The organism is Azonexus sp. MM2026_4, from assembly GCF_055901855.1.
The window spans coordinates 4,124,779-4,144,451 of sequence record NZ_CM148380.1; the positions used below are offsets into that span (position 1 = coordinate 4,124,779).

17 protein-coding genes are annotated in these 19,673 nt (G+C 65.0%); 9 read left to right on the top strand and 8 right to left on the bottom strand.

Annotated elements, in window-relative coordinates:
- Positions 1-90 precede the first annotated feature (90 nt).
- Entirely contained in the window at positions 91-1,443 is a 1,353-nt protein-coding gene (locus AC0KWY_RS19530; RefSeq protein WP_474027154.1) for an NAD(P)/FAD-dependent oxidoreductase, read from the top strand.
- Positions 1,444-1,461: 18 nt separating this feature from the next.
- A complete protein-coding gene (locus AC0KWY_RS19535) occupies positions 1,462-1,812 on the top strand; it encodes a DUF5368 domain-containing protein (protein WP_474027155.1) in 351 nt (116 codons plus the stop codon).
- 5 nt (positions 1,813-1,817) lie between these two features.
- Here the strand turns inward: AC0KWY_RS19535 and AC0KWY_RS19540 are convergent, their stop codons facing one another.
- The 6 genes from AC0KWY_RS19540 to aceK form a co-directional block, all read right to left on the bottom strand.
- Complete coding sequence (locus AC0KWY_RS19540; protein WP_474027156.1) at positions 1,818-2,888, bottom strand: YeeE/YedE family protein; 1,071 nt, start codon at positions 2,886-2,888, stop codon at positions 1,818-1,820.
- Between the two features lie 50 nt (positions 2,889-2,938).
- A complete protein-coding gene (locus AC0KWY_RS19545) occupies positions 2,939-4,165 on the bottom strand; it encodes a methyl-accepting chemotaxis protein (protein ID WP_474027157.1) in 1,227 nt (408 codons plus the stop codon).
- A 119-nt stretch (positions 4,166-4,284) separates the two neighbouring features.
- Entirely contained in the window at positions 4,285-5,649 is a 1,365-nt protein-coding gene (locus tag AC0KWY_RS19550) for an NAD(P)(+) transhydrogenase (Re/Si-specific) subunit beta (protein WP_474027158.1), read from the bottom strand.
- A gap of 3 nt (positions 5,650-5,652) precedes the next feature.
- Entirely contained in the window at positions 5,653-5,934 is a 282-nt protein-coding gene (locus AC0KWY_RS19555; RefSeq protein ID WP_474027159.1) for an NAD(P) transhydrogenase subunit alpha part 2, read from the bottom strand.
- Positions 5,934-7,061, bottom strand: coding sequence for an NAD(P) transhydrogenase subunit alpha (locus tag AC0KWY_RS19560; RefSeq protein ID WP_474027160.1), 1,128 nt, complete (start codon positions 7,059-7,061; stop codon positions 5,934-5,936). The genes AC0KWY_RS19555 and AC0KWY_RS19560 overlap by 1 nt, the downstream gene beginning before the upstream one ends.
- Positions 7,062-7,199: 138 nt before the next feature.
- Positions 7,200-8,981, bottom strand: coding sequence for a bifunctional isocitrate dehydrogenase kinase/phosphatase (gene aceK, locus AC0KWY_RS19565; protein WP_474027161.1), 1,782 nt, complete (start codon positions 8,979-8,981; stop codon positions 7,200-7,202).
- Positions 8,982-9,184: 203 nt separating this feature from the next.
- On the opposite strand from aceK, the gene AC0KWY_RS19570 reads away from it, so the two are divergent.
- From AC0KWY_RS19570 to AC0KWY_RS19590, 5 genes are all read left to right on the top strand, one after another.
- Entirely contained in the window at positions 9,185-11,422 is a 2,238-nt protein-coding gene (locus tag AC0KWY_RS19570; RefSeq protein ID WP_474027162.1) for an NADP-dependent isocitrate dehydrogenase, read from the top strand.
- A 200-nt stretch (positions 11,423-11,622) separates the two neighbouring features.
- Positions 11,623-12,864 (top strand): NADP-dependent isocitrate dehydrogenase, encoded by a 1,242-nt coding sequence (gene icd, locus AC0KWY_RS19575; protein WP_474027163.1) that lies wholly within the window; start codon positions 11,623-11,625, stop codon positions 12,862-12,864.
- A 76-nt stretch (positions 12,865-12,940) separates the two neighbouring features.
- Positions 12,941-13,909 carry a magnesium/cobalt transporter CorA gene (gene corA, locus AC0KWY_RS19580; RefSeq protein ID WP_474027164.1) on the top strand — a complete coding sequence of 323 codons (969 nt, stop codon included), beginning with the start codon at positions 12,941-12,943 and terminating at the stop codon, positions 13,907-13,909.
- 14 nt (positions 13,910-13,923) lie between these two features.
- Complete coding sequence (gene murI / locus AC0KWY_RS19585; protein ID WP_474027165.1) at positions 13,924-14,709, top strand: glutamate racemase; 786 nt, start codon at positions 13,924-13,926, stop codon at positions 14,707-14,709.
- Position 14,710: 1 nt separating this feature from the next.
- Positions 14,711-15,910, top strand: coding sequence for a CaiB/BaiF CoA transferase family protein (locus tag AC0KWY_RS19590; protein ID WP_474027166.1), 1,200 nt, complete (start codon positions 14,711-14,713; stop codon positions 15,908-15,910).
- A gap of 7 nt (positions 15,911-15,917) precedes the next feature.
- Here AC0KWY_RS19590 and AC0KWY_RS19595 read toward each other — a convergent pair whose 3' ends face one another.
- Together AC0KWY_RS19595 and AC0KWY_RS19600 are read right to left on the bottom strand one after the other, a co-directional pair.
- Positions 15,918-17,546 (bottom strand): methyl-accepting chemotaxis protein, encoded by a 1,629-nt coding sequence (locus tag AC0KWY_RS19595; RefSeq protein ID WP_474027167.1) that lies wholly within the window; start codon positions 17,544-17,546, stop codon positions 15,918-15,920.
- 119 nt (positions 17,547-17,665) lie between these two features.
- Positions 17,666-18,190: an energy transducer TonB gene (locus tag AC0KWY_RS19600; RefSeq protein ID WP_474027168.1), complete on the bottom strand. Its 525-nt coding sequence runs from the start codon at positions 18,188-18,190 to the stop codon at positions 17,666-17,668.
- 85 nt (positions 18,191-18,275) lie between these two features.
- Between AC0KWY_RS19600 and AC0KWY_RS19605 the strand changes: the two genes are divergently transcribed.
- Both AC0KWY_RS19605 and AC0KWY_RS19610 read left to right on the top strand, forming a co-directional pair.
- A complete protein-coding gene (locus tag AC0KWY_RS19605) occupies positions 18,276-19,337 on the top strand; it encodes an ankyrin repeat domain-containing protein (protein WP_474027169.1) in 1,062 nt (353 codons plus the stop codon).
- A gap of 5 nt (positions 19,338-19,342) precedes the next feature.
- On the top strand, positions 19,343-19,669 hold the full coding sequence (locus tag AC0KWY_RS19610) for a hypothetical protein (RefSeq protein ID WP_474027170.1): 327 nt from the start codon (positions 19,343-19,345) through the stop codon (positions 19,667-19,669).
- Positions 19,670-19,673 lie beyond the last annotated feature (4 nt).

Consider the following 19,673-nt stretch of genomic DNA (forward strand, 5'->3'; position numbering starts at 1 on the left):
GGCCTTCGTCTTTTTTTTGGAGTTTTATTTAAGCAAATTATGAAATAGTGATATTTGGCGCTGCGGCGTCTTACCTGGGAAGGAGACAAAATGAAAAAAGATATGGTTGAACAATGGGTCGCGAAGACGATCAAGGGAGGCCTCGACCGTCGCGCATTCCTGACGCTGGGGGCGGCCGGAGCCGGGTCGATCCTGCTCCGGCCGGCGACGGCGCAGGCGGCGCCGCGCGTCAAGACGAGTGCCAATATCGTCATCGCCGGCGCCGGGGCGGCCGGTCTGGCGGCGGCGTCGCAGCTCGCCGCCCGGCTGGAGGGGGCGAAGATCACGCTGGTCGACGCGCGCAAGGAACACTTCTACCAGCCCGGTTTCACGCTCGTCAGTTCCGGCATCAAGCCGGCTTCCTACGTCGTTTCGGCAACCCGCGACTACGTGCCGGCCGGCGTCGAACTGATCGAGGAAGGCGTCGCCGAGTTCGATCCGGAGGGCAACAAGATCGTCACCAGCGGCGGCAAGTCCATCGCCTACGACTACCTGATCGTCGCCACCGGTCTCAAGCTGGACTACGCGGCGATTCCCGGCATGGATGTCGAGCAGATCGGCAACAACGGGCTGGGCAGCATCTACCACAGCCCGGCCAAGGCCGAAGCCACCTGGCGCGCCATGTCGAACTTCGCCGACAACGGCGGCGTCGGCGTCTTCCTGCGGCCGGGGACCGAGATGAAGTGCGCCGGGGCGCCGCTCAAGTACACCTTCATCACCGACGACTACCTGCGCCGCCGCGGCAACCGCGGCAAGGCCGAGCTGATCTACAACGCCAACAACAAGGCGCTGTTTTCGGTGCCCATCGTCCATGAAAAGGTCCGCATGCTGTTCGAAGACCGCGGCGTCAAGGTCAATTACGAGCGCATCCTGGAATCGATCGACCTCGGCAAGCGCATCGCCGTGTTCAAGACGGCGCTCGGTCCGGTCGAGCTGCAGTACGACTTCATCAACGTGATTCCGCCGATGCGGGCACCGGACGCCGTGCGCAACAGCCCTCTGCGCTGGCAGGAGGGGGGCTGGGCCAACGACGGCTGGATCGAGGTCGACAAGCACAAGCTGCAGCACAAGCGCTTCGACAACGTTTTCGCCGTCGGCGACGTCGCCGGCGTACCCAAGGGCAAGACCGCGGCGAGCGTCAAGTGGCAGGTGCCGGTGGCGGTCGACCACCTGGTCGCCCAGATCGAAGGCAAGGAATCGTCGGCACACTATGGCGGCTATACCTCGTGCCCGCTGATCACCCGCCTCGGCCAGGCAATGCTGATCGAGTTCGACTACAAGGACAACCTGACGCCGTCCTTCCCCGGCGTCATCGCCCCGCTGGAAGAACTGTGGATCAGCTGGGTGATGAAGACGATGGCCCTGAAGCCTACCTATATCAGCATGTTGCGCGGTCGCGCCTGATCTCTGGAGGAAAGCAAAATGAAAGAACTCGATCCGCTGGTTTTTCTCTCTGTCTTCCAGGAAATGCTCGGGCCGCTGCTGTGGCTGATGCTGCTCGTCATCATTGCCGGCACGGCGGCCTTCATTGCGCTGCTGGTCAAGGAAAAAACCGTCAATTCGAAGCGCCTGGTGCGTGCCGAGCTCGCCGGCCTGGTCGGTGGCGTGCTGGCGCTGGTGCTGATGGCCAAGGTTTCCTCATCCGGCTTCACCGATGCCGGCGGGCCGGCCGACTGGTTCCTGATCGCGCTGGTCTTTGGTCTCGGTCTGATCGGGACGGCGATTCTCGTCTATACCGCGATCGGCTGGCGCCAGCCGGCGGCCAATGGCTGATTGACTCAGGGACGGGCGGTTGCGCTGCGGCGCGCCGGCCCGTCGATCAGCGCGTCGGCGAGGCCGGCGCCGCCCCACATGCCGATCAGCGCCAGCCAGGCGGTGAGCGCGAAGATCGCCGCGCCGGAAACCCCGGCGCCGACCGCGCAGCCACCGGCGAGCATGCCGCCGAAGCCCATCAGCAGGGCGCCGGCAATGTAGCGGCGCATGCTGTGGCCGTCCTTGAAACCTTCCAGCTTGAGTTCGCGTCCCCACAGCGCGGCAAGGAAGGAACCGAGCACCACGCCGGGCACCAGGCCGATGTCGAAATCCCAGGGTTGGCCGGGCGGCGACAGCACCAGCATCAGCACGTTGGCCGAGGGGCCGGTGAAACTCAGACTCTGCACCGGCATCACCTCGAAGGCGTGGCTGCCGATGACGAAGGTGCCCAGCCAGGCGAGGGCGACGCTCAGGCCGACGCCGATCGCGCAGCTCCACTCGCGGACGCCGAGGCGGGCGCGGCGCCCGAAGACGATCGCCGCCGCCAGCCAGGCGAGGCCGAAGAGCAGACCGCCGAGGTTGCCGAGATGGGCGCTGACCAGCAGATCGCGGGCGCTGCCCTCGATCGTCCACAGCCCGGAAAGCCAGTTGCGCAGTGGCGACAGCAGGCCGCTCAGCGACGCCTGCGCGGTGACTGCGAAGATCAGGCCGGTGAGCAGGGCGCGCAGGTTGCCGTTGGCGGCCAGCACCAGCATGCGCGACGAACAGCCGCGGGCGAGGATCATGCCGATGCCGAACAGCAGGCCGCCGAGCAGGGCGCCGGACAGGCTGCCGCGGGCCGACAGCTGGCGGGCCTGCGAGACGTCGAGCCAGCCGGCGAGGATCGCCGACTGAGTGGCGACCACGGCGGCGGCGAAGGCGAACAGCCAGATCGCCAGACGGCCGTCGCTTTCCCGGCGCCAGAACTCGACTACCGCGGAGCGCAGGCAGAAGCGCGAGCGCTGGGCGAAGATGCCGAACAGGATGCCGATCAGCAGGCCGGTAACGGTGATTACCGTTTTTTCACCGAAGTGTTCCAGGAGGGCGGGAAAATCCATGGTGCACTCGCAGCTTGCAGTGTTTGGGTCGCTACTTCCGGGCGTACGCGTCAGAACATCTCGATGTCGCCTTCGCCGCTGCGTCCCGGTCCGCTCTGGAAGGTATGCGTGCGTAGGGCATCGGTCTTGACGTGCGAATCGACGAGCAACTGCACCAGGTGCTGGCTGCGCTTGCGGAAACGCTGGATGCCGTCGTTTTCGTCACGGTCGTTGTGCAGGCTGAGGAAGGCGTGCATGTAGGTGCCGACGTTCTCGGTGCGCAGGCTGATGCGGGTGATCATCTGGTTGACGATGTCCTCGAACTGCATCGCCATCACGCCGTCGAGCGTCAGGTCGCGCATGCGTTCGGTGATCGAGGTGATGTTGGTCGAGTGTTCGCGCGCCTTCTCGGTCAGCTCGATCAGTTCCCGGCCGAGATCCTCCAGCGTCGCCCGCGAACGGTCGGCAACGCTGAGGTCGATGTGGCTGGCGGCATTGACCCGCTCGCCGACGTCGCGCAGCGATTTCAGGATGTCGTCGAGGGCGGTGCGGATGTCGACGTTGAATTCGCCGGTGCGCGCCGCCAGCGAGCGCACCTCGTCGGCGACGACGGCGAAGCCGCGCCCGGCTTCGCCGGCGCGGGCGGCTTCGATCGCGGCGTTGAGCGCCAGCAGGTCGGTCTGCTTGGTGATGCCGGAAATGTCGTTGAGCGTGCCGGTGATGCGGGCCACCTTGTCCTGCATCTGGCCGAAGCTCTCGGCGACGCCCTGGCTGGTGGTGCGCAACTGTTCCATCTTGCCGACGAACTCGGCGATCAGCGTGTTGGTTTCGGCAAAGAAGCGCTGCAGGCCGGCCTGTTCGGCGGCGTGGCTGTCGTCCGAGCCGGTCACGCTGAGCATCTCGTCGATCAGCGACTGCAGGATGTGGCGCTGGTCGTTGGATTGCGATTCGAGGCCGGTCAGGCTACCGCTGATCCGGTTCACCGAATCGCGGATCAGCGCCTTGGCTTCCTGCATTTCGGTCTCCAGCGAGGAGAACTGCAGTTCGGCATGCGCCATCGCTTCGTCCGACAGCACCTGGTACTCGGACATCACCTCGGTGAGTTCCTTGACGTAGCCTTGCTGCCGGGTTTTCCAGCGTTCGCGCTCGGTGATCGAAAGGAGGGCGGCGGCGCCCAGCAGGATTGCGATGAGCAGGAACCAGTGGCCGGAAATGCCCGGCGAGGCCAGCGACCAAGCCCAGAGAAGCAGGGCGGCGACGGCGCTGCCCCGGATCAGAAGATCATCGAATCTATTCATTCCGCGTCCCGGATGAAGCGTTAATCCTCGTATTGTACGGGCATTGCAGCCCCCGGGAGGGGGGCTTTGCACGAATTCGGGGCACGCTCGCCCCGCAATCGTGCGGCTTGCGACGCGGATCACCCCATGGTTTTCAGGTGCTGGATGATTTCGCCGGCCATCGGCTGGGCGTCGCCGTAGAGCATGCGGCAATTGTCGGTGTAGAAGAGCGCGTTTTCAACACCGGAATAACCCGTACCCTTGCCGCGCTTGATGACGATGACGTTCTGCGCCTTGTCGGCGTCGAGGATCGGCATGCCGTAGATCGGGCTGGTCTTGTCGGTACGCGCGCTCGGATTGACCACGTCGTTGGCGCCGATCACCAGCGCCACGTCGGCCTGGCCGAACTCGCCGTTGATTTCTTCGAGGTCGAAGATCTTGTCGTAAGGCACGCCGGCTTCCGCCAGCAGCACGTTCATGTGCCCCGGCATGCGCCCGGCCACCGGGTGGATCGCGAACTTCACCTCGACCCCGGCTTCCTCCAGAATCTCGGTCATTTCCCAGACCTTGTGCTGGGCATGCGCCACCGCCATGCCGTAGCCGGGAACGATGATGACCTTGCTGGCGTAGCGCATCATCGCCGCCGCATCCAGACCGGACAATTCCTTCATCGAACCGCTGATCGCCTCGCCCGGGCCGGAAGCGACCATCGGCGTGAACAGGATGTTGGACAGCGGCCGGTTCATCGCCTTGGCCATCAACTGCGTGAGCAGCGTGCCGGCGGCGCCGACGACGATGCCGGCGATGATCAAGGCCGGGTTGCCGAGCACGTAACCTTCGAAGCCGACCGCCAGGCCGGTGAAGGCGTTGAACAGCGAGATCACCACCGGCATGTCGGCGCCGCCGATCGGCAGGGTGACGATCAGGCCGAGCAGCAGCGCGACGACGAAGAAGCCGATGATCAACTGCGGCTGCGCCGGCGCCAGGGCGATCATGGTCAGGCCGAGGCCGATGGCGACCGCCGCCAGCGTGACGTTGACCGCGTTCTGCGCGGGCAGCCGGTAAGCCTTCTTGAGCACGCCCTGCAGCTTGGCCCAGGCGACGCAGGAGCCGGTGAAGGAGACGGCGCCGATCAGCGCGCCGAGCACGGCGAGCGTCGTCGTCACCAGGCCCTGGGCGTCGCCGCGGGCGAACTCGATGGCGGCAATCGCCGCTGCCGCGCCGCCGCCCATGCCGTTGTAGATGGCGACCATCTGCGGCATGTCGGTCATCTTGACCTTCTGCCCGGAAATCCAGGCGGCGCCGCCGCCGAGCGCCAGGGCCAGGGCGATCAGGCCGAGGTTGTGCAGGCCGGGGATGAGGAAGGTGCCGGCGATGGCAATCAGCATGCCGTAACCGGCGATGACGATGCCCTTGCGGGCGCTGGCCGGCGAGCTCATGCCCTTCAAGCCGAAGATGAACAGCAGGGCGCCGGCGAACCAGGCGCCTTGAACGGTGATCGGCATGACTCAGCCCTCCTTCTTCTTGAACATGCCGAGCATGCGTTCGGTAACCACGTAACCGCCGGCCGCATTGGCGGCGCCCAGGGCCACGGCGAAGAAGCCGATGGCCTGTTCGAGCGGCGTGTCGGCGTGGCCGAGCGCGATCATCGCGCCGACGACGACCACGCCATGGACGAAGTTGGACCCCGACATCAGCGGCGTGTGCAGGATCACCGGCACCTTGGCGATGATCTCGTAGCCGGTGAAGGCGGCGAGCATGAAGATGTACAACGCGAGCAGACCGTCCATCAGGCGTCTCCCAGGATTTGCTTGACCGTGGCATGGACGGTGGCGCCGTCGCGGCACAACACGGTGCCGGCGACGACCTCGTCGCTCCAGTCGATGTTCAGGGCGCCGTCCTTGATCCACGGCGAGAGGAAGTTGTAGATGTTCTTGGCGTACAGCTCGGAGGCGTGCGTCGGCATGCGCGACGGCAGGTTGAGCGGGCCGTGGATGTTCACGTCGTTGGCGATGACGTGTTCGCCCGGCTGCGTCAGCTCGCAGTTGCCGCCGGATTCGGCGGCCATGTTGACGATGATGGCGCCGTACTTCATGCGCCCGACCATCTCCTTGGTGACGATCACCGGCGCCTTCTTGCCGGGAATCGCCGCCGTGGTGATCACGACGTCGGCGGCGGCGACCGCCTTCGCCAGCTTCTCGGCCTGCGCCGCCTTCTCCTCGGCGGTCAGCTCGCGGGCGTAGCCGCCGGCACCGTCGGCGGAGACGCCGGTGTCGACGAACTTGGCGCCGAGCGATTCGATCTGCTCGCGCGCCGCGGCGCGCACGTCGTAGGCTTCGACCATGGCACCGAGGCGCTTGCAGGTGGCGATGGCTTGCAAACCCGCCACCCCGGCGCCGATGACGAGCACGCGCGCCGGGCGGATGGTGCCGGCGGCGGTGGTCAGCATCGGGAAGAACTTGGTGCACCGGGCGGCGGCGATCAACCCGCACTGGTAGCCGGAACAGGCGCCCTGGCTGGACAGCGCGTCCATGCTCTGGGCGCGCGAGATGCGCGGCAGCAGTTCGAGCGAGAAGGCGGTAATCTTGCGGGCGTTGAGTGCCGCCAGCCGCGCCTTCGATTCATACGGCTTCAGCAGCCCGATCAGCACCGCCCCTTCCGGCATCGTCGCAATCTCGTCGAGCGACGGCGGCGTCACCCGCAGGATCACGTCGGCGTTGGCGTAGGTGCCTTCGAGGCTGGGCATGAAGTCCACGCCGACGTAATCGGGGTCGAGGAAGTGGCTTTGCACGCCGGCGCTCTGCTCCATGCGGAGCCGGGCGCCGAGCGCGGCGAACTTCTTGGCTGTCTCGGGAACGAGCGCGGTGCGGCTTTCGCCGTCGCTGCGTTCACGGGCAACCGCCAGGGTCAGCGGCATTTTGATCTCCTTGCCTAGAATCATTCGAGGGTTAATTTTTCCTGGCTAAGATAAGGGGATTGTTAATGTTGAAACAATCAGTATTGCTGACCCGACTAGTCAGTAATCGCTTATCGGTCGTGCTCGATGCTGTCGGCTTCAGGCGCTTTCGTCGTGCCCGGGGCGGCTGTTCACGAAGCGCAGTTCCTGCGGGTAGGGGAAGAAATCCTCGACGTGCCCGGCCCGGATCTTGGCCTGGGCGTCCTGCCAGAAGGCCGGCGTCAGCAGGTCCTTGTGGTGCTTCATGAACAGCTTGCGCACCTGCGGCGAGCCGAGCAGGAAGGTGGCGAATTCCTCGGGAAAGACATCGCCGCGGTGGACCGGGTACCAGACCTCGCCCGACATTTCGGTCTCGAAGTCCGGCGCCGGCGGGATCTTGCGGAAGTTGATGTCGGTCATGTAGTCGATCTCGTCGTAATCGTAGAAGACGACGCGGCCGTAGCGGGTGACGCCGAAGTTCTTCCACAGCATGTCGCCGGGGAAGATGTTGGCCTGCGCCAGCTCACGGATCGCGCTGCCGTATTCCTTGATCGCGTGTTCCAGTCCTTCCAGGTTGTTCGACTTGTCCATCCGTTCGAGATGGATGTTGAGCGGTTCCATCCGGCGCTCGATGTAGAGGTGCTTGATGATCAGCTGGTCGCCCTCGATCTCGTACTTGGACGGGGCGAGCCGGCGCAGCTCGTCCATCACCTCGTCGTCGAAGCGCTTCAGCGGGAACATCACGTTGGAAAATTCCAGCGTGTCGGCCATCCGGCCGACGCGGTCGACCTGCTTGACCATCAGGAACTTCTTCTTGACCGTCGCCTGGTCCATTTCCTTGGAGCTGCCGAAGATGTCCTTGATGATCTTGAACACGTAGGGGTAGGAGGGCAGCGTGAACACCAGCATGACCAGGCCGCGGATGCCGGGCGCCATGATGAACTTGTCCTCGGAATGGTGCAGGTGGTAGATGCTGTCGCGGAAGAACATCGTCTTGCCCTGCTTGCCGAGGCCGAGCATGACGTAGATTTCGGAACGCGGCTTGTTCGGCATGATCGAGCGCAGGAACTGCACATAGCCCGACGGCACTTCCATGTCGACCATGAAGTAGGCGCGCGACAGCGAGAACAGGAGGCCGATGCGCCAGGCGTCGAGCAGCACGGTATCGAGATAGAGCCGGCCGTCGCCGTCGTGCAGCACGGGGATGGCAAAGGGGTATTCCAGGGCGCCGTTGATCGCCTTGCCGATGATGTAGGCCGCCTTGTTGCGGTAGAAGGCGGAGCCGAGCACCTGGATCTGGAAATTGACCTCGCGCCGCGGCATTCCCTTCAGGTAGTGGCGGATGCTGTGGTAGACGTAGTCGACGTCGCGTTCGAGGTCGGCGAACGGGCGCTGCCAGCCGAAATCGCCGACGATCTCGCGGATCGCGCCGCGCAGGCCGCTGGCCTTGGCGTAGTAGCTGCGGTAGATGGGGTCGAAGTCGGCTTCCAGGTTTTCCGTCGAGATGGTCGGTCGGACGAACAGGAAATCGTTGTGGAAGTAGGTCCGGTCGAGGATCTTGGTGGTCACCGAATTGAAGAAGGTTTCCGCCAGTTCGGGCTGCTTGTGGTTGAGCAGCAGGCCGATGTAGAGCAGCTTGACCTGCTGCCAGATCGTGTCGTCGAGGTTGCCGGCATCGAACTCGGCGCGCAGGCGGTCGACGCATTCGTCGACGCGGTCGTCGTAGAAGCGGATGCGTTCCTTGACCGCGCGGTGCACCCCAAGCCAGTCGCCCTGTTCGAAACGCATCTTGGCCTCGCGACAGGTCTGGCGGAACAGCGAATAGTGCCGGTTGAAGCCCTGGATCAGCGCGAGCGCGATCTGGTGCGCGTTGGTGCCGTAAAGACCGACCGAAATCTTCATCGTCCATTCCCCCGGAAGTGCGGTCGATTCTAGCATCGGCATCCATTTTCGCTGCCGGCTCCGCCATATGAAATGCTGTTTCACCGGTTGACCGAAGGGCTGGCGTTGCGGATACTCCCGGAGTTTCGTAAGCACCGCGCAAGGGTGTCGAGCTAAGCTTCACCCGCATATTGATAAAAGCCATCGCAAAGGGGTTAGTTAGCATGTCTGCAGAGGAATCCAAGATCATCTACACGCTTACCGACGAGGCGCCGCTGTTGGCAACGTGCGCCTTTCTGCCGGTCATCCGCACGTTCACGGCACCTGTCGGGATCACCATCGAGAAGGCCGACATTTCGGTGTCGGCCCGCGTCATCGCCGAATTTCCGGAATACCTGACGGAAGCACAGCGTCTGCCGAATACCCTCGGCGAGCTCGGCAAGAAGTGCCTCGAGCCCGATACCAACATCATCAAGCTGCCCAACATCTCGGCCTCGGTCGCCCAGTTGAAGGCGTGCATCAAGGAATTGCAGGAAAAGGGCTACGCCCTGCCGGACTATCCGGAAAACCCGACCAGCGACGAGGAAAAGGCGCTCAAGGTCCGCTACGGCAAGTGCCTGGGCTCCGCCGTCAACCCGGTGCTGCGCGAAGGCAACTCGGACCGTCGCGCGCCGGCTGCCGTCAAGAACTACGCCAAGAAGCATCCGCATTCGATGGGCGAGTGGAAACAGTGGTCGCAGACCCATGTCTCGCACATGCACGGCGGCGATTTCTACCACGGTGAAAAGTCGTTGACCCTCGACAAGGCCCGCCGCGTGCGCATGGAGCTGATCGCCAAGGGCGGCAAGGTCACCGTGCTGAAGCCGGAAGTGAAGCTGCTCGAAGGCGAGATCATCGATTCGATGTTCATGAGCAAGAAGGCGCTCTGCGAGTTCTACGAGCAGGAACTGGAAGACTGCCGCCAGGCCGGCATCCTGTTCTCGCTGCACGTCAAGGCGACGATGATGAAGGTCTCGCACCCGATCGTCTTCGGTCACTGCGTCAAGATCTACTACAAGGAAGCCTTCGAGAAGCACGGCAAGACTTTCGAAGAGCTCGGCATCAACGTCAACAACGGCATGGTCGACCTCTACGAGAAGATCAAGGCCCTGCCGGAATCGAAGCGCGACGAAATCATCCGCGACCTGCACGCCTGCCAGGAACACCGTCCGCGTCTGGCCATGGTCAACTCGGCCAAGGGCATCACCAACTTCCACTCGCCGAACGACATCATCGTCGATGCGTCGATGCCGGCGATGATGCGCCAGGGGGGCAAGATGTGGGGCGCCGACGGCAAGCAGTACGACAGCAAGTGCGTGATGCCGGAATCGACCTTCGCCCGCATCTACCAGGAAATGATCAATTTCATGAAGTGGCACGGCAACTTCGATCCGCGGACCATGGGTACCGTGCCGAACGTCGGCCTGATGGCGCAGCAGGCCGAGGAATACGGCTCGCACGACAAGACCTTCGAGATCGCCGAGGACGGCATCGCCAACATCGTCGATATCGACAGCGGCGAAGTGCTGCTGACGCAGAACGTCGAAGCCGGCGACATCTGGCGCATGTGCCAGGTCAAGGACGCGCCGATCCGCGACTGGGTCAAGCTTGCCGTCACCCGCGCCCGCAACTCCGGCATGCCGGCCGTGTTCTGGCTCGACCCCTACCGTCCGCACGAAGCCGAGCTGATCAAGAAGGTCAACGTCTACCTCAAGGACCACGACACCAGCGGCCTGGAAATCTACGTCATGTCCCAGGTCCGTGCCATGCGTTACACGCTCGAGCGCGTCGCCCGCGGCCTCGATACCATTTCGGTCACTGGCAACATTCTGCGCGACTACCTGACCGACCTGTTCCCGATCATGGAACTGGGCACCTCGGCCAAGATGCTGTCGATCGTCCCACTGATGAACGGCGGCGGCATGTACGAAACCGGTGCCGGCGGCTCGGCACCGAAGCACGTCCAGCAACTGACGCAGGAAAACCACCTGCGCTGGGATTCGCTGGGCGAATTCCTGGCCCTGGCGGTGTCGCTGGAAGAACTCGGCATCAAGGAAGGCAACGTCCGCGCCAAGTTGCTCGCCAAGACGCTCGACGCCGCCACCGGCAAGCTCCTCGACAACCGCAAGTCGCCGTCGCCGAAGACCGGTGAGCTCGACAACCGCGGTTCGCAGTTCTATCTCGCCATGTACTGGGCGCAGGAACTCGCGGCGCAGAAGGAAGACGCCGAACTGGCCGCGCATTTCGCCAAGCTGGCCAAGGCGCTGACCGACAACGAAGCGCAGATCGTCGCCGAGTTTACCTCGGTGCAGGGCAGGCCGGCCGATATCGGCGGCTACTACAAGGCCGACGCCGATAAGTGCAAGGCCGTGATGCGCCCGAGCCCGACCTTCAACGCTGCGCTGAAGGCGGCTCGCGTCTGATCAGGCCGCCTCCGTCCGGCAAGCCGGCAAGGCCTCCACTGCGGTGGGGGCCTTTTTTTCGACTGACGTCGCGCGGGCCAAATAGCTGTCAAGGCCAGCGATTTGTTTCATAATTCGCCGACCGGCCCGAGGGAGACATTGTGGCCGGGCCGCCCGGAGGCTGCGGCTTCCGTCGCCCGAATACCCTTAGAGGAGTAGCCATGACATCTCACATCCAGGTTCCGCAAGGTGGTGCGAAAATCCTTCCCGGGCAGCCGGTCCCGGCCAACCCGATCATTCCCTTCATCGAAGGCGACGGCATCGGCATCGACATTACGCCGGTGATGATCAAGGTGATCGACGCCGCCGTTGAGAAAGCCTACGGCGGCAGCCGCAAGATCCACTGGATGGAGGTTTATGCCGGCGAGAAGTCGACGCGCATCTACGGGCCGGACGAGTGGTTGCCCAAGGAAACCTTCGACGCCCTGAAGGAATACTCGGTGTCGATCAAGGGGCCGATGACGACGCCGGTCGGCGGCGGCATCCGTTCGCTCAACGTTGCCCTGCGCCAGGAACTCGACCTCTACCAGTGCGTGCGGCCGGTGCGTTACTTCAAGGGCGTGCCCAGCCCGCTCAAGCATCCAGAGCTGGTCGACATGGTCATCTTCCGCGAGAACACCGAGGACATCTACGCCGGTATCGAGTGGGCCGCCGGCTCGGAAGGTGTCAAGAAGGTCGTCGACTTCCTGCAGCAGGAAATGGGCGTGCGCAAGATCCGCTTCCCGGAAAGTTCGGGCATCGGCATCAAGCCGGTCTCCGTCGAAGGAACGGCGCGCCTGGTCAAGGCGGCGATCCAGTACGCCATCGACAACGACCGCAAGTCGGTGACCATCGTGCACAAGGGCAACATCATGAAGTTCACCGAGGGCCTGTTCCGCGACACCTGCTACCAGGTGGCGAAGGACGACTTCGGTGCCGAGCCGATCGACGGCGGGCCGTGGTGCCGCGTGCGTAACCCGCATACCGGGCGCGAGATCACGATCAAGGATTCGATTGCCGATGCCTTCCTGCAGCAGATCCTGCTGCGGCCGGCCGAATACGACGTGATCGCCACCACCAACCTGAACGGCGACTACATTTCCGATGCGCTGGCGGCGCAGGTCGGCGGCATCGGCATCGCGCCGGGCGCCAACATTTCCGACCAGTACGCCTGCTTCGAGGCGACGCACGGCACGGCGCCGAAATACGCCGGGCTGGACAAGGTCAATCCCGGCTCGCTGATTCTCTCGGCCGAGATGATGCTGCGCCACCTGGGCTGGAAGGAAGCCGCCGACCTCGTCATCAAGGGCATGGAGGCGGCGATCGGCGACCAGCAGGTGACCTACGATTTCGCCCGCCTGATGGTCGGCGCCAACGAAATTTCCTGCTCGGAATTCGGCGACGCGATGATCGAGCGGATGTGAGCGCCAGCCGCGCTGGCCCCGGCAGGCCCCCGCAAGGGGGCTTCTGCCTTTCAGGAGACAGGAACAGGATGCAACCGTGCTGATCAATTGCGTGGCCTACGAGGATGGCGCCCGGCTCAACGAAATCGCCGTCGAGGAAATCAGCGATTACCTGGAGCGTCCCGGCTGTTTCGTCTGGGTCGCGCTGCGCGATGCGACGACGGAAGAGCTCGACATCATGCAGGACGAGTTTCACCTCCACGAACTGGCCGTCGAGGACGCGCGCAAGGGGCAGCAGCGGCCGAAGGTCGAGGACTACGGCGATTCGATCTATGCCGTGATGCACCTGGTCGAGCCCGACGCGGAAGGAGGCTATCGCCTGGGCGAGGTCAATATTTTCGTCGGTCCCAATTACGTGCTTTCGGTGCGCAACCGCAGCCAGCAGGATTTCCTCGGCGTGCGCGCGCGCTGCGAACGCGAGCCGCATCTCCTGCGCCACGGCTCGGGCTTCGTCCTCTACGCGTTGATGGACGCCGTCGTCGATCGCTATTTCCCGGTCGTCGACCGCCTCGAATCCGAGCTGGAAAGCATCGAGGACCGCATCTTCGATCGCGGCACGGCGCGCGCCAACATCGAGCGCCTCTATGAGCTGAAACGGCGGGTGATGCTGCTCAAGCATGTCGTCGCACCGCTGATGGAAGTCGCCGGCAAGCTCGCCGGCGGTCGCGGGCCGGCGATTTGCGCCAACAGCCGCGAGTACTTCCGCGATGTCTACGATCACCTGATGCGCATCGACGCTTCGGTCGACACGATCCGCGAGACGATCGGCACGGCGATCCAGGTCAACCTGTCGATGGTGGCCATCGAAGACAGCGAAGTCAGCAAGCGGCTGGCCGCCTGGGCCGGGATTTTCGCCATTGCCACCGCCTTTGCCGGGATCTGGGGGATGAACTTCGCACAGATGCCCGAACTGCAATGGCAATACGGCTACCCGGCGGCGCTGACGCTGATCGTCAGTACCTGCCTCATCCTCTACCGGCGCTTCAAGCGCGCCGGCTGGCTCTAGGTCGCCGCGACGACGTGAATTCCCGACCCATCGCCGTCTTCGATTCCGGCCTCGGTGGCCTGACCGTGCTGCGCGCCTTGCGTGCCCGGCTGCCGCACGAGGATTACTGTTATTTCGCCGACACCCGATTCCTGCCTTACGGCGACAAGCCGGAATCCTTCCTGCGCGAGCGCGGCGTGCGCATCGCCGCGGCGCTTGCCGAGCGCGGCGCCAAAGCGCTGGTGATCGCCTGCAATACGGCGACCGCCGCCGCCGCCGAAGCGATCCGGGCGGCGACGACGCTGCCGGTGGTCGCCCTCGAACCCGGCGTCAAGCCAGCCGCCGCGCTCAGCCGCAGCGGCGTCGTCGGCGTCCTGGCGACGACGCGGACGCTGGCCAGCGAGCGTTTCCAGCGTCTGTGCGCCAGTCACGCCAGCCACCTGCGGGTGTTGCCGCAGGCCTGCCCCGGGCTCGCCGACGCGATCGAAATGCACGGTGCCGACAGCGTTGAGGTCGAGGCCTTGCTCGACCGATTCGTGCCGCCATTGGGCGCCGCCGACGCCGATGTCGTTGTCCTCGGTTGCACGCATTACCCCTGGGTGGCGCAGGCCATTGCCCGCCGCCTGCCTGCCGGCGTCAACCTGCTCGACACCGGCGAAGCGGTTGCCCGCCAGCTCGAACGCCGACTCGCCAGCCTGGGCCTGCTCGGCGGCGGCGCCGGCCATCTGGCGCTGCTGACCAGCGGCGCGCCGTTGCAGGTGGAAGCGACGGTCGAGCGCCTGCTGGGTAGGAAGATTCCGGTCGAACATTGGGAGCCCTGACATGAGCGAAACACAGAAACCCCTGGCCGGCCTGCGCGTCGTCGAGCTCGGCAGCCTCATCGCCGGACCGTTCTGCAGCCGCATCCTCGGCGAGTTCGGCGCCGAGGTGGTCAAGGTCGAACCGCCCGACGGCGGCGACCCGCTGCGCAAGTGGCGCAAGCTCTACGAAGGCACGTCGCTGTGGTGGTACGTGCAGGCGCGCAACAAGAAATCGGTGACCGCCAACCTCAAGCACCCGGACGGCCGCGAGTTCGTCCGTCGCCTGATCGCCGGCGCCGACATCCTGGTCGAGAACTTCCGCCCCGGCGTGCTGGAAAAGCTCGGCCTCGGCTGGGAACAGCTGCAGGCCGACAACCCCGGCCTGGTCATGGTGCGCCTCTCCGGCTTCGGTCAGAGCGGGCCGTACAAGGACCAGCCCGGCTTCGGCGCGGTCGGCGAATCGATGGGTGGCTTGCGTTACATCACCGGCTTTGCCGACCGGCCGCCGGTGCGCACCGGCATCTCGATCGGCGATTCGATCGCCGCGCTGTGGGGCGCCATCGGCGCCTTGCTGGCGCTACGCCACCGCGAGGTCAACGGCGGGCCGGGGCAGGTGGTCGATGTCGCGCTCTACGAAGCGGTGTTCGCGATGATGGAATCGCTGGTGCCGGAGGCCGACGTTTTCGGCTTCGTGCGCGAGCGCACCGGCAACATCATGCCCGGCATCACGCCGTCGAACACGCACACCACGCGCGACGGCAAGCACGTCACGATCGGCGCCAACGGCGACGCCATCTTCCGCCGCCTGATGCTGGCGATGGGGCGAGCGGACCTCGCCGACGACCCGGGATTGGCCGACAACGCCGGGCGCGACGCGCGGCGCGACGAAATCTACGGGCTGATCGACGCCTGGTGCGCGACGCGCGACGAGGCGGAAATCCTTGCTCTGCTGGAACAGGCGGAAGTGCCGTCGTCGCGCGTTTATTCGGTGCTCGACATGTTCGCCGACCCGCAATTCATCGCCCGCCAGATGTTCCAGTCGGCAACGCTGCCCGACGGCAAGCCGTTCCGGGTGCCGGGCATCGTTCCCCGGCTGTCGGCGACGCCGGGCGAGTGCGGGGCAATCGGGCCGGCGCTCGGCGCCCATACCGACGCCATCCTCGGCGAACTCGGCTACGACCCGGCACGCATTGCGGCAATGCGCGCCGGCGGGGCGATTTAAGCGGGGGTCAGACGCGGAAGCGGCTGACCAACTGCTTCAGGCTGCGCGCGATTTCCTGCAACTGATGGGCGGACGCCGCCGTGCTGCGGATGGTGGCCGTCGTTTCCTCGACCATGTTGGCGATCTGTTCGACGCGCTGGGCGATCGAGGTGCTGGCCGAGCTCTGTTCGCGGGTCGCGTCGGCGACGTCGCCGATCCGCTCCAGCGTGCGGCGGGCGCCGTCCTCGATCTCGCGCAGCGATTCCGACGCCGATTCGGCCAGCGCGACGCCCTGCTGGACTTCCGGCAGCGCGGCGTTCATCGCTTCGACGGCGCCGACGGTGTCGCCCTGGATGCCGACGATCATCTGCTCGATCTCGGTCGTCGCCAGCGAGGTCCGTTCGGCCAGCTTGCGCACTTCATCGGCGACCACCGCGAAACCGCGGCCCTGTTCGCCGGCGCGCGCCGCTTCGATCGCCGCGTTGAGCGCCAGCAGGTTGGTCTGACCGGCGATGTCCTTGATCACGTTGGCGATGTTGGAAATCTGCCGGGCGCGTTCTTCCAGCGCGTGGATGCGGGTCGAAGCGTCGGACACGGTATCGGCAATCTGGCGGATCGCCGCCGCCGCCTTGTCCACCCGTTGCGATCCCTGGCCGGAGAGTTCGACGGCGCTGGTCGAATCGTCGGAGGTATCGCGGGCGCTATCGGAGATGTGGTTGGAACTGACCGTCAGTTCCTCGATCGCCGCCGCCATCGACGAGGTCGCGTCGGATTGCTGTTCGGCCGCGGCGGCCACCTGATCGGAGGCGCTACTGATCTGTTCGGCGTTGCTGACCAGGCGGCTGGCGTCGTTGTTGATCTCGGCGACCATCTGGCGCAGCGCGCCGACCATGCCGCGCAGCGCGTGCAGCAGGCTGCCGGGCGGCGCCTGCGCGATGTCGGTGCTGAGGTCGCCGCCGGCAACCCGTTCCATGATCGCCGCCGCTTCGGCCGGTTCGCCGCCAAGCTGGGTGATCACGCTGCGGCTGACCAGGAGGCCGGTGAACAGGAGGACGACGAGCAGTAGCGCAGAAATCCCGCCGAGCAGCAGGGCAGTTTCGCTGAAGGCCTGGTTGACGTCGTCGATGTAGATGCCGGTGCCGATCACCCAGTTCCACTGCGGGAAGAGCACCGCGTAGCCGAGTTTCGGTTCGGCTTCCTTCTGCCCGGCGCGCGGGAACCAGTAATCGACGAAGCCACCGCCGCCTTTGGCGGCGCCGATCAGTTCACGGATGATGTACTTGCCGTGGGTGTCCTGCATGTCGATCTTGTTCTGTCCCTCCAGCTGAGGATTGCCGCCGTGCAGGAAATAGACGCCTTCGGTATCGAAACCGAAGAAATAGTCGTCTTCACCGTAGCGCAGCCCGCGCAGGCTGTCGCGCGCCGCCTGCTTGGCCTGCTCCTCGGTCAGCGCGCCGCTGCTCGCCAACTGATGCTGATGCTTGACGATGCCGAGCGCCACCTCGACCAGGTCGCGGGTTTTGTCCTGGCGGTCATGCAGCATCCCTTCCCGGATTTCGAACAGCGAAATCAGGCACAGGACGAGCAGGCCGATCAGCATCAGTCCACTGAGGATATGCATGCGCGTGGTGACGCGCAGTTTCGCCAAGCCGCTCATTTTTAGCTCCCTGTAGCAAGTGGTTCTGTTTTTGGTTGACGAGCATAGTCTATAACCAAACCCTGTTTTTGATATGGGCTAAAAATTACACATTGGTTGATTTTGACAGTTGTGTTGTTTTATTGGAGGCGGAAGCGCACCGGCAGCAGCACTTCCTGCGGCGCGTCGGCGGGCAGGGAACGCAGGCGGCGCACCGCATCGAGCGCAGCCCGGTCGAGCAGTGCGTGGCCGCTGCCGGCTTCGATGCGGGCGGCGACGACATTGCCGTCGGCGTCGAGCATCATGAACACCAGGGCCTCGCCTTCGAGGCCGTGGCGGATCGCTTCCTCGGGGTAGAACAGTCCGGCCTGTTGCTGGCGGGCAAATTGATCGCGGATCGCCCGGTTCCAGGGGCTCGGCGTGCCGCCGCGCCCGCTCGGCGCGGTTTGCCGGGGCTGGGCAGCGGGCTTGGCCGGCGGCGGCTTTGGCGTTTCGGGGACGATCAGTTCCGGTACCGGCGGCGCCTGCAGTTGCGCCTGCAGCGCGGGCGGGCGGGGCGCCGGCGGTGCTTCGCTGGCCAGCCAGTCCCCGGCGAGGAAGGGCGCAGCGTGGATCAGCAGCGACACGCAAAAAGCAGGCAGCAGGAAACGTTGCGTTCGGAGCATGAGAGAATGGCGCCTGTTCGCAGCACAAACAGGAAGTTGCATGAAGGGATTGGCAGGCAGGTTCGTAGCGGCAATGATAATCGGGATGGTGCTGGTTTGCCCGGCCCGGGCTCAGTCGTGGTTGGGCGGCGAAGTCCGCCTGCCCGATCCGGTGACCTTCGCCAACCGGATGGAGCTGGGCGACGTGGCCCAGGCCAAGGCCTGGCTGGACGCCGGCATGGCGCCCGATTTCATGGGCAACCGGATCGGTTCCGGGCTGATGATCGGCGCCTGGGAGGGGAATATTCCGCTGATGCGGCTGTTCCTGTCGCGCGGCGCCAGTCTCGGCCTGAGCAACGCCAACGGCGAGACGGCGCTGGCGCTGGCCGCCTGGCGCGGCCAGTTGGAAGCGGTGCAGTGGCTGGTCGAGCGCGGGGCGTCGGTCAATACGCCGCCGCACCAGTGGTCGCCGCTGCATTACGCGGTGTTCGGCGGCCACGCGGCGGTGGCCGACTACCTGATGGCCAAGGGGGCCGATATCGATGCGCGCAGCACCAATGGCTCGTCGGTGCTGATGATGGCGGTGTACGAGGGGCATGAAGCCCTGGCCCGGCAACTGATCGAGCGCGGCGCCAAACGCGATGTGCGCAACGACTGGGGCGATGGCGCGCTGGAATGGGCGATGCGCAACAACAACCTGGGCATTGCGCGCCTGGTCGGCGATCCGGAAAGCTACCAGCAGGCGCTCAACCAGCCCAAGGAACACTGGGGAACGCCGCAGCGCTCGCTGTTCATGAGCCGCGAGCTGGAAGCGCTGCTGGCGATGCGCAAGCAGCTGGAAGAACGCAAGATGTTCGACCGCCGACATCGATCGCCTGATCGCCGCCGAACGCGTCCGCGTTGCCCGCCAGCAGGTCGAGCGGCCGGTAGCGCCGCGGGCGACGGCGCTGGAAGTCAGCGCCAGCCGCAAGCGGCCGGACGAACAGTCGGTACGGGTGGTCGGCCAGGAGGAGAAGGGGAAATCCTTCAAGGTGCCGCCGGCGACCTATTTCGGCAAGCCGAAGATGCCGCCCAAGGCGCCGGTGAAAAATTACTGAGACATGCCGTGCGGATTGCCAAGGCTGACCGGCTCGGGCAGACTCTCGGCGAATCGGGTTTCAAGGAGTGACAGGCATGCTGTATGTGGCGAGGGACGCCGAAGGGCGGGTTTGCGAGTTGCATCCGGTGCCGCTGGACGGTGCCACCGAGGAAGTGGCGGCCGATAACCCGGAAGTGCTGCAGTTCATCCACGAGCGCTGGCGGGAAAGCCAGCTCAACGAGCTCGACCGGGATTTCGTGCGGGTCATCGAGGACACCATCGAACTGCTGATCGCCAAGGGCATCATCATGTTCACCGACCTGCCGCCGAAGGTGCAGGAAAAGATGCTGCGGCGCAAGGAAGTCCGCCAGTTCAACGGCTTCGATACCGGTTACGGCGGCGACGACATCATTCCGCTGTAGGCGC

Excerpts from the sequence above, each read along its gene's own strand:
- AC0KWY_RS19595 (WP_474027167.1), bottom strand. The coding sequence starts at position 17,546 with ATGAGCGGCTTGGCGAAACTGCGCGTCACCACGCGCATGCATATCCTC.
- aceK (WP_474027161.1), bottom strand. The coding sequence starts at position 8,981 with ATGAAGATTTCGGTCGGTCTTTACGGCACCAACGCGCACCAGATCGCG.
- AC0KWY_RS19550 (WP_474027158.1), bottom strand. The coding sequence starts at position 5,649 with ATGCCGATCACCGTTCAAGGCGCCTGGTTCGCCGGCGCCCTGCTGTTC.
- AC0KWY_RS19610 (WP_474027170.1), top strand. The coding sequence starts at position 19,343 with ATGCTGTATGTGGCGAGGGACGCCGAAGGGCGGGTTTGCGAGTTGCAT.
- AC0KWY_RS19555 (WP_474027159.1), bottom strand. The coding sequence starts at position 5,934 with ATGGACGGTCTGCTCGCGTTGTACATCTTCATGCTCGCCGCCTTCACC.
- AC0KWY_RS19590 (WP_474027166.1), top strand. The coding sequence starts at position 14,711 with ATGAGCGAAACACAGAAACCCCTGGCCGGCCTGCGCGTCGTCGAGCTC.
- AC0KWY_RS19535 (WP_474027155.1), top strand. The coding sequence starts at position 1,462 with ATGAAAGAACTCGATCCGCTGGTTTTTCTCTCTGTCTTCCAGGAAATG.
- AC0KWY_RS19530 (WP_474027154.1), top strand. The coding sequence starts at position 91 with ATGAAAAAAGATATGGTTGAACAATGGGTCGCGAAGACGATCAAGGGA.
- AC0KWY_RS19600 (WP_474027168.1), bottom strand. The coding sequence starts at position 18,190 with ATGCTCCGAACGCAACGTTTCCTGCTGCCTGCTTTTTGCGTGTCGCTG.
- icd (WP_474027163.1), top strand. The coding sequence starts at position 11,623 with ATGACATCTCACATCCAGGTTCCGCAAGGTGGTGCGAAAATCCTTCCC.
- AC0KWY_RS19570 (WP_474027162.1), top strand. The coding sequence starts at position 9,185 with ATGTCTGCAGAGGAATCCAAGATCATCTACACGCTTACCGACGAGGCG.
- AC0KWY_RS19560 (WP_474027160.1), bottom strand. The coding sequence starts at position 7,061 with ATGCCGCTGACCCTGGCGGTTGCCCGTGAACGCAGCGACGGCGAAAGC.
- AC0KWY_RS19540 (WP_474027156.1), bottom strand. The coding sequence starts at position 2,888 with ATGGATTTTCCCGCCCTCCTGGAACACTTCGGTGAAAAAACGGTAATC.
- AC0KWY_RS19545 (WP_474027157.1), bottom strand. The coding sequence starts at position 4,165 with ATGAATAGATTCGATGATCTTCTGATCCGGGGCAGCGCCGTCGCCGCC.
- AC0KWY_RS19605 (WP_474027169.1), top strand. The coding sequence starts at position 18,276 with ATGGTGCTGGTTTGCCCGGCCCGGGCTCAGTCGTGGTTGGGCGGCGAA.